Origin of the sequence: Sphingobium sp. AP50, assembly GCF_900109095.1 — a bacterium.
Taxonomy (GTDB): Bacteria; Pseudomonadota; Alphaproteobacteria; order Sphingomonadales; family Sphingomonadaceae; genus Sphingobium.
Genome location: NZ_FNYZ01000051.1, coordinates 1 through 4,954, shown reverse-complemented (window position 1 = coordinate 4,954; position 4,954 = coordinate 1). Strand labels below are relative to the sequence as shown.

Below are 4,954 nucleotides of genomic sequence, written 5' to 3'. Positions count from 1 at the left end.
CCCTATCGAAATGTTCTTCTTCTCGAATAGTTTTGAAGGGGATTATATGTCGGACACCATCGCATCGCAGGCTGAGCCTGCCCGTCTTTCCGATGTCGCCTTCAAAGCAGAATTGACCAGGGTTATCCCGCAGTTACGCGCCTTCGCCCGTAGTCTTTGCGGAAATCACGATCTGGCGGACGACCTTGTCCAGGAAACGATGATGAAGACCTGGGCTGCCCGGCAACGCTATGTCGCTGGCACGAATTTCCGTGCATGGACGTTCACGATCCTGCGCAATCATTATTTCAGCCTGACACGTCGCCGCCGCTTCACCGGCGAATGGGATGACTTGGTGGCAGACCGTGTTCTGGCCGCGCCCGTTTCGCAGGATACCAGCATTGAACTGCGTGACCTCATGCGTGCGCTTATGCAGTTGCCGGAGCCGCAGCGCGAAGCGTTGATCCTCGTCGGGGCCGGTGGAATCTCCTACGAAGAAACCGCTGAAATCACGGGGGTCGCCATCGGCACGGTCAAGAGCCGCGTGGCCCGAGCGCGTATGGCGTTGGACGCCTTGATGAATGGTGGGGTTCTCGAAACCGCGCGCGGCGATTTTGACAATGAAGAAGATGCCGTTGTCAGCATCTTCGCTTATCTCGACAGGATCCAGACCCGTCAGTCAACGCGACCTGATGTGTCAGGGCTGCTGGCACTGGCCGCCTGAGCGGATGATGAAGCGGAGCAAGGTTCGACCCGGCCCTGCTTCTCGGTTTCGTCAGGGCCATAGCCAATGACATCTGATCAAGCTCAGCCACTGGCGGACGATCCCAGCGCACCGGATGAAGCGCTGTCGCCCGATGAAGCGCAGGAGGTCCGGCGGCGCCAGGCCAGCTCGCACATGGTAGTGCATGAGGCTGTGCGGCTCCAGGGCGAGGAGGAACTGGCGAGGCCGGTCGTCGCGTTGATGCTCTCCGGCCTCGCGGCCGGTCTCGCCATCACCATATCGCTGCTGGCTGAACTCTATCTTCGCATGCGACTGCCCGATGAGCGCTGGGCCGAGCTGGTCTATCTGCTGGGCTATCCCGTCGGCTATGTGATCGTCATTATGGGACGGCTACAGCTTTTTACCGAGAGTACGGTAACTGCCGTGCTCCCCGTGGCCGCACGGCCTGGCATTGCCGGGCTGGCGCGGCTTGCAAGGCTATGGTCTGTCGTATTGAGCGCAAACCTGATCGGTGTGTTGGTCGTGGTCGCGCTGATGGCGGGAGAGATCATCATCACGCATGAGCAAAGGCTCATCGCGATCGATATCCTGCAAAAGCTACCCGCGCAGGAGGGCTTCAAGACGCTGACTCTGGGTATCCCGGCGGGCTTCTTGATGGCATCCATCGCCTGGCTCCTGCCCAATGCAAAAGGCAGTGAATTCTGGGTCATCTCTTTATTAACCTATGTCATCGCGCTTGGCGGCTTCAGTCATGTTGTGACCGGCTTTTCGCAGACTGCCTTTCTCTGGCTGAACGGTTCCATGACCGTTGCGGACATGCTGCTCGACTTTCTTCTCCCAGCGCTTGCCGGGAACATCATCGGAGGCACCGGTCTCTTCGCAGTGTTGGCGCATGGCCAGATGCGGGGTGATAGCGAGGCAGCGGACGAGAAAAACTAACGAGTTCTCATTCCTGAAAAATGACCTGCGTTGAAGTACTGGTCATCTGCGCCAGACGCGCCGCATCCCAATTGCTCAGGCGAACGCAACCATGGCTTTGCGAGCGTCCGATCCGCGATGGTTCGGGCGTCCCATGAATGCCATAATGGGGCTTGTCGAGGTCGATCCACACTACGCCGACGGGATTGTTGGGACCGGGCTGCAACACGGCTTTCCCGTCACTTTCGGCGGCATCCCAGAACAGGTCCGGATTATAATGATAGGTCGGCAGGAAGGCGATCGCCTCGATGGCCCATCGGCCGATCGGCAGGGGGTCATGGTCGCTTCCGGTCGTCGCGGGAAATTGCGCGACGAGACGGTCCTGAGCGTCAAAAACCTTGAGCAGGCTTTCGGACTTGTCGACGATGATCTTCGCGGCCTGGGGTTGCTGCGAGCTGATGTTGAGCGTCGCAAGCGTGTCGCGCCATTGGGGTGACAGACTATTGTCATAGGCGCGATCGGCCGGGATCAGGCTTGGCAGTCGCAGTTCCATGCCGGCCTGCGGCACCTTGAGTGCGGGATTGAGCGCGAGCAGAAGCTGCGGCGTCGTATGAAATCGCTCGGCAAGCCGTTCGACGATATCGCGGTAGCCCAGATTGGGCAGGGCGGCCTGATCGACGATCTTTGCAGGAATGTCGGGCGTGAAGTCGGCCGCGAGGGCATCATCCTTCAGCACCATGGTCATGAGCGCAGGGGCATCATCCTTGTCGAGGGCGGCCCGTGTCGCATCATCAAGCTCGCCCGATTGTGTCAGGCCTTGCGCAGCCTGATAGCCCTTCACCGCTGCTGTAAAGAAGCGCCCCTTACGCCCGTCGATGACCCCTGGGCCAAAGCCCGCCCGGTCCAACTGGACCTGAACGCGAAATATGGATGGATCGATGTTGGTCGCCCGAAAGGCGGTAGCCGGCGCTGCGGCCGGGTCCGGTACCTGTGCGCCCGCGGTCGCCTGCATAAGGCCAGCGGTGGCCAAAATCAGACAGTGCCATGGAACCCGTCTTTTCATCCGGAAAATGCACCCTATATCTCAGTGAGATAAGTAACGCGCGGGTGCGGCTTTATCTCCCTGACACGATTTCGGGACGAACGACTTACATGTTGATGGATAGACGGGCGGTGCTGCTGGGCGCCGCTGCTTGTGGTGCGGCGCAGCTTTTTCCTGCCACCACATGGGCCGCTCTGCCGGAGCGGCGCCTGTTGTTTCGCAATGCGCACAATGGGGAAAAGGTGGACGTCTGCTATTTTTCGGGCGGACGTTTGCGGGCTTCGGGGATTGCGGAACTCAATCATTTCCTGCGCGACTGGCGCACCGGGGAAGTGACCCGCATGGACACCGATCTGTTCGATACGCTGGTTCAACTGCATGCGGCGACCGGCGCGGATAAGCGGGCTTATTTCACGCTGATCTCCGGCTATCGCTCACCGAAAACCAACGCCCGGCTGCATCGCGGCAGCCATGGTGTTGCGTCGAAGAGCCAGCATATGCGGGGGAAGGCAGTGGACATCCAGCTTCGCAATGTCCGTCTTGCCAACCTTCAGAAAGCGGCACTGTCCCTGAAGGCGGGAGGCGTCGGCTATTATCCCGATGACGGGTTCGTCCATGTCGATACCGGGCCAGTCCGCCGCTGGAATGGCAATTAGGTCGGGTGTCAGGGGCCGATATCGGCCCCTGATCCGCGCAGCCGAGCGCCGCTGCCAGCCTTGAAGCCGAGCGCGACCAAGACCCTGTCGTTCCAGCCATAAGGATCGGCGCGCACGACAGGCTCGCCCTGATCATCGAACAGCACGGTCTGGTAGAGCAGGCGCACCGGTATCTCGCGGGGCAGGGGGACGAAGCTCTCCTTCCCCGTCGCGCGAGCTTTGTACCACTGATCCTTGATGCCCGCGTCCTGCGCCAGCATTGCGGCAAAGCCCTCCGCATCCTCGACCCGGACGCAGCCATGGCTGCGCTGACGCTGCACCTCTGCGAACAGTTGCTTCGCTGGGGTATCGTGCAGATAAATCTGATGCTCGTTCTTCATGTCGAACTTGACGAGGCCAAGCGAATTTTTGGGTCCGGGCTGCTGGACGATCCACCCATCCTTGCGCACCATATTGTTGCGCCGCAGATAGGCCGCGCCCTTGCCGGCAATCTCCTTCTGTTCGATCGAGCGGGGCACGGTCCAGGTCGGGTTCGCCACCAGCCGATAGATGGGTGATCCAAGCTGCGGGGTTTCGGTGTCAGGCTCGCCAACCACGACCTTGCGGACATTGGCGAGCTTGCCGTCGCGCCAGTAACTCAGGCGCGCGGCGGCTAGGTTGACGTCGATCCGCGTGGCGGGCGGATTGCGATCGAGCCAGCGCGTGCGCTCCATGGCGACGGCGATGGCGCGCGCGCGATCGGCATCGGACAGGTTCAGGATTTCCAGTGCCTGACTGCCGATCGAACCGTCAGGCTTGATGCCGAAATCCTGCTGTATCCGTTTGATCGCCTGCACCATCGGCTCGCTGTAGCGCTCGCCGCCCGCCTGCCCCTTGTCGAGATAGTCGGACGCGACCAGTTGTCGCGCGATGGCGGGAATGCGGCCATCGCTCTGTCCCGGCTCGATGGCTTTGCTCGTGGCAGGGATAGCCGTAGCGGGCGCGTCAGCCTGCCGGCTCAGCGCCACATAGGCTTTGGAGAGCGCGCGATATTCCTCGCTCTGCGGCGCAAGGCTTTCCAACCAGTCGGATAGCTTGCCATCCGCCATCGCCTTGGTCAGGCCCGCGCGCAGATCAAGGTTCGGGCGCGGAACCGTGTATACGTCGTAGAGTTTTGTGGGGTCGCTCGCGCCATGAGCGAGGGCTGCGGCATAACGCAGCGCAAGCTCCGTCTGCGCCGCCGGTCCGTCGCCCTTGGCCTCGAACTTGAGATGGTCGAGTCCATGCTGGGCACGGTGGTCGATCGCTTCGCGCAACTGGCGCAGATTGCCGTCCGTCCACTCTACCTGCCCAGCCGATGCCGTGCCGTTCTGTGTCGTGGCGACGTCGCAGGCGACGAGTGGCAGGGACAGGGCAAGGATCGAACCAGCAATCAGAAATCGGCGCAGCATCATATCCCTTTCACGTCGGATATGTTCAACGCGCCACGGCGATTTGCGCTCCGTCATGCTGCGCGATCAGGGCGATGTGGGAACCAGGATCAAAGTTCTGCCTTCGACGTGCCAGGAGGCGAGTTGCGACAGAAAGTTCATGCCCAATATGTCCACCGGGCCAAGCGCAGGAGAAATGACGGTCTTGAGGTTGCGCGCTTGTATG

The 4,954-nt window shown here is 61.1% G+C and carries 5 protein-coding genes and 1 pseudogene; 3 read left to right on the top strand and 3 right to left on the bottom strand.

Annotation, left to right across the window (positions count from 1 at the left end):
* The first annotated feature begins 46 nt into the window (after window positions 1–46).
* A complete protein-coding gene (locus BMY84_RS28710; RefSeq protein WP_093088561.1) occupies window positions 47–703 on the top strand; it encodes a sigma-70 family RNA polymerase sigma factor in 657 nt (218 codons plus the stop codon).
* Between the two features lie 66 nt (window positions 704–769).
* Entirely contained in the window at window positions 770–1,642 is an 873-nt protein-coding gene (locus BMY84_RS28705) for a formate/nitrite transporter family protein (RefSeq protein WP_093088558.1), read from the top strand.
* Between the two features lie 7 nt (window positions 1,643–1,649).
* Here the strand turns inward: BMY84_RS28705 and BMY84_RS28700 are convergent, their stop codons facing one another.
* Window positions 1,650–2,633, bottom strand: coding sequence for a L,D-transpeptidase family protein (locus tag BMY84_RS28700; protein WP_093088557.1), 984 nt, complete (start codon window positions 2,631–2,633; stop codon window positions 1,650–1,652).
* Window positions 2,634–2,773: 140 nt separating this feature from the next.
* Between BMY84_RS28700 and BMY84_RS28695 the strand changes: the two genes are divergently transcribed.
* Complete coding sequence (locus tag BMY84_RS28695; RefSeq protein WP_093088555.1) at window positions 2,774–3,319, top strand: DUF882 domain-containing protein; 546 nt, start codon at window positions 2,774–2,776, stop codon at window positions 3,317–3,319.
* A gap of 8 nt (window positions 3,320–3,327) precedes the next feature.
* Here the strand turns inward: BMY84_RS28695 and BMY84_RS28690 are convergent, their stop codons facing one another.
* Together BMY84_RS28690 and BMY84_RS30755 are read right to left on the bottom strand one after the other, a co-directional pair.
* The gene (locus tag BMY84_RS28690; protein WP_371262471.1) at window positions 3,328–4,752 is read right to left on the bottom strand and encodes a L,D-transpeptidase family protein; all 1,425 of its coding nucleotides are present in this window, start codon (window positions 4,750–4,752) and stop codon (window positions 3,328–3,330) included.
* Window positions 4,753–4,815: 63 nt separating this feature from the next.
* Window positions 4,816–4,954, bottom strand: a pseudogene (locus BMY84_RS30755) (TIGR02281 family clan AA aspartic protease); the annotation flags it as partial.

Bases quoted from the DNA above. Each gene is read 5' to 3' on its own strand.
- BMY84_RS28710 (WP_093088561.1), top strand. From the start codon at position 47: ATGTCGGACACCATCGCATCGCAGGCTGAGCCTGCCCGTCTTTCCGAT.
- BMY84_RS28705 (WP_093088558.1), top strand. From the start codon at position 770: ATGACATCTGATCAAGCTCAGCCACTGGCGGACGATCCCAGCGCACCG.
- BMY84_RS28700 (WP_093088557.1), bottom strand. From the start codon at position 2,633: ATGCAGGCGACCGCGGGCGCACAGGTACCGGACCCGGCCGCAGCGCCG.
- BMY84_RS28695 (WP_093088555.1), top strand. From the start codon at position 2,774: ATGTTGATGGATAGACGGGCGGTGCTGCTGGGCGCCGCTGCTTGTGGT.
- BMY84_RS28690 (WP_371262471.1), bottom strand. From the start codon at position 4,752: ATGATGCTGCGCCGATTTCTGATTGCTGGTTCGATCCTTGCCCTGTCC.